We start from the raw sequence: 3,291 nt of genomic DNA, 5'->3' as shown, positions 1-3,291 counted from the left end.
GCGGGCTTGCCTGCGATGAGGCCCTCAAAAACAGCACTCACCCACTAATAGAAATTATTTTCATCGAGCCCTATCACTTTTTGCATCTCGCTCGGCACATAGGCAATTGAGAAATATTTCCATTCAGGAGCCGCCCTATGTCCCGCACGCTAGACACCTTGTTGCGCCCCAGCCTGTTGGCCGTGGCCATTGCCCTCAGCGCCCCGCTGGCCAGCACCCAGTTGCTCGCCGCCGAACAAGCGTCCAGTGTGCGCGCCTACAATCTGCCGGCAGCGTCGCTGGTCACCACCCTGAACCAGATCGCCAGCCAGGCCGGTTTGGCGCTGACGCTGAACCCGGGGTTGGCAGCGGGCAAGACTTCCGCGCCGGTAAAAGGGCAATTCGATGCACAAGGCGCATTGCGTGAAGCGTTGCGCGGGACCGGGCTGCAACTGGAGCAAAGCAGTGCAGGCACGTTCAGCCTGGTAGCGATCCCGGATGGGGTCGTGGCATTGCCGGAGACCAGCATTACCGGCCAGGCCGACGCGGAAAGCGCATGGGGGCCGGTTGATGGTTACCTGGCGACCCGCACCGCTGCCGGCACCAAGACCGATACCGCACTGGTCGAAGCCCCGCGTTCGATCTCCGTCGCCACTCGCCAGCAAATGCAGGACCGCAACGTCCAGAACCTGGATGACGCCGTCAAATACATGCCCGGTATCGTGTCCGCCAGCTACGGCAGTGACACCCGCTACGACTGGATGCGTGTACGCGGCTTCGAACCCACCCAGTTCCTCGACGGATTGCCGCTGCCACGCGGCGTGTATGCCAACCCGAAAGCCGAAACCTGGAACCTCGACCGCCTTGCGCTGCTGCGTGGGCCGGCCTCGTCGGTCTACGGCCAGACGCCACCGGGTGGCCTGCTGGATATGGTCAGCCGCCGCCCCAGCGCTGAATCGAGCAATGCCATCCAGGTGCAGTACGGCAGCGACAACTACCGCCAGATCAACTTCGCCAGCACCGGCAAGATCGATGATGAAGGCCAGTTTCTCTACGGCCTCAGCGGTGTGGTGCGCGACGCCGGCACCCAGGTCGATCACATCGACAACAAGCGCTACAACATCGCCCCCAGCCTGACCTGGAATATTGATACCGACACCAAGCTGACGTTCCTGTCGCAGTTCACCCGCGACGATACCGGCGCCACCAGTCAGTTCCTGCCCATTGTCGGCACCAAGATCAAATCGCCGCTGGGGGACATCTCTCATCACAAGAACCTCGGCGACCCGGACTACGAGTACTACGACCGCACCTACTACGCGCTGGGCTACGCCTTCGAGCATCGCTTCAACGATACCTGGCAGTTCAAGCAGAACCTGCGTTACACCAAGTCGGAGCTGGCTTTCCAGCAACTGACCGTGGGTTCCTACGGTTACTCGACCATTGATGCCGAGGGCAATACCAGCCGCGGGTCGACCAACGTCGACGAAAACATCGGCCAGTTCGCCGTCGACAACAATTTCCAGGCTGACTTCGCCACCGGTGATATCACCCACACGCTGTTGCTCGGCCTGGATCACCAGCGCACCGACACCTCGTACCTGTCGATCTTCGGTGACGGCGGCACAGTCAACCTCTACAACCCCGTCAACACCAAGCCGGTGGTGCGTCCGGCGCGCTCCACCGCTTATTACGACTACAACCAGAAAACCATCCAGACTGGCCTTTACGCCCAGGACCAGATGGCCCTGGACAAGTGGCGCCTGACTCTTGGCGGGCGTGAAGACTGGGTGCACCAAGGCACCACCTACTTCAACAAAAACGATGCAACCAATACCGACCGCAGCAAGAACTTCAGTGGCAACGCCGCGCTGAGCTATGTGTTCGATTCGGGCTTCGTTCCGTACCTCTCCTACGCCGAATCGTTCCAGCCAGCGAGTAACGCCAGCGTCTCGCCAACCGAGTCGTACAAACCCACCGAAGGCAAGCAATGGGAATTGGGGGTCAAGTACCAACCACCCGGCTCAAATACCCTGCTGAGCGCCGCGGTGTACGACCTGACCCAAAAGAACGTGCTGGTTACCAGCTTCGGCGCCGGTGGCCAGTCGATCACCAACCAGACCGGCGAAGTGAAGGTCAAGGGCCTGGAATTGGAAGCCGTCTCTGACGTGACCGAGAACCTTAAGGTCATCGCTGCATACACCCTGGCCAAATCCGAAGTGCAAAAAGGCCAATACAAAGGCAACCGCCTGCAACTGATGCCAAACCAGCAAGCCTCACTGTGGACCGACTACACCTGGCACGCCGGTGTGCTCGACGGTTTCGGCATTGGCGCGGGTGCCCGCTACACCGGCAATACCTATGGCGACCAGGGCAACACCTGGCTGGGCAAGGCCAATGCCTACACCGTGTTCGATGCCTCCGTGCATTACGACCTCGGCCGCCTGGACAACAGCCTCAAGGGGGCTTCGGTGAAACTGAATGCCACCAACCTGTTCGACAAGGACTACATTTCCACCTGCGATGCTTCCTACTGCTACTACGGCGACCAACGCAGCGTCGTCGCCAGTGCCACCTACCAGTGGTAATCGGCTGAGTTAACAACCGGGCCGCCCCCGTGGGCGGCTTCGGTGTGTCTGAAGGCTAGAAAATGAAAAGCAAAACCATCCGCCGCTGGTCCTTCATCCACACCTGGACCAGCCTCGTCTGCACCGTATTCCTGCTGCTGCTCGCCCTCACCGGCCTGCCGTTGATCTTTCACCACGAGATCGACCACCTGCTGGGCAACGAACCCGAGCTGGCACAGATGCCCGCCGATACCCCACAGCTGAACCTCGAACAGCTTGTTGCCAAAGCCCAGGCCCATCGCCCCGGCGAAGCCATGCAATACCTGGCCTGGGACGAAGACGACAAGAACGGCGTGATCGCGATCATGGCCGCCACCGCCGGCACCGAACCCAATTCCTCCCACACCTTCATGCTCGACGCCCGCACCGGCGAGGCCGTGGAAACGCCTTCGGCCAACGGCGGGCTGACGATGTTCCTGCTGCGCCTGCACGTCGATATGTTCGCCGGGCTGCCGGGCAAGTTGCTGCTGGCGTTCATGGGCATTCTGTTTGTGCTGGCGATCATCTCCGGCACGGTGTTGTACCTGCCGTTCATGCGCCGGCTGAAATTCGCCACCGTGCGCCAGGACAAATCCACGCGCCTGCGCTGGCTCGACCTGCACAACCTGATCGGCGTGGTCACCCTGACCTGGGCGCTGGTAGTGGGCGTGACCGGCGTGATCAGCGCCTGCGCCGACCTGATCAT

General features: G+C 61.1%; 2 protein-coding genes. Both read left to right on the top strand.

The window, feature by feature from the left end; all coding sequences use genetic code 11:
- Positions 1-137: 137 nt before the first annotated feature.
- The gene (locus HX846_RS21625) at positions 138-2,567 is read left to right on the top strand and encodes a TonB-dependent siderophore receptor (protein WP_102370055.1); all 2,430 of its coding nucleotides are present in this window, start codon (positions 138-140) and stop codon (positions 2,565-2,567) included.
- Positions 2,568-2,629: 62 nt separating this feature from the next.
- On the top strand, positions 2,630-3,291 hold a 662-nt coding region (locus HX846_RS21620; protein ID WP_178966070.1), incomplete at its 3' end, for a PepSY domain-containing protein.

Source organism: Pseudomonas sp. K5002 (assembly GCF_013386655.1).
Classification (GTDB): domain Bacteria; phylum Pseudomonadota; class Gammaproteobacteria; order Pseudomonadales; family Pseudomonadaceae; genus Aquipseudomonas.
This window is presented reverse-complemented; position numbering and strand designations above follow the sequence as displayed.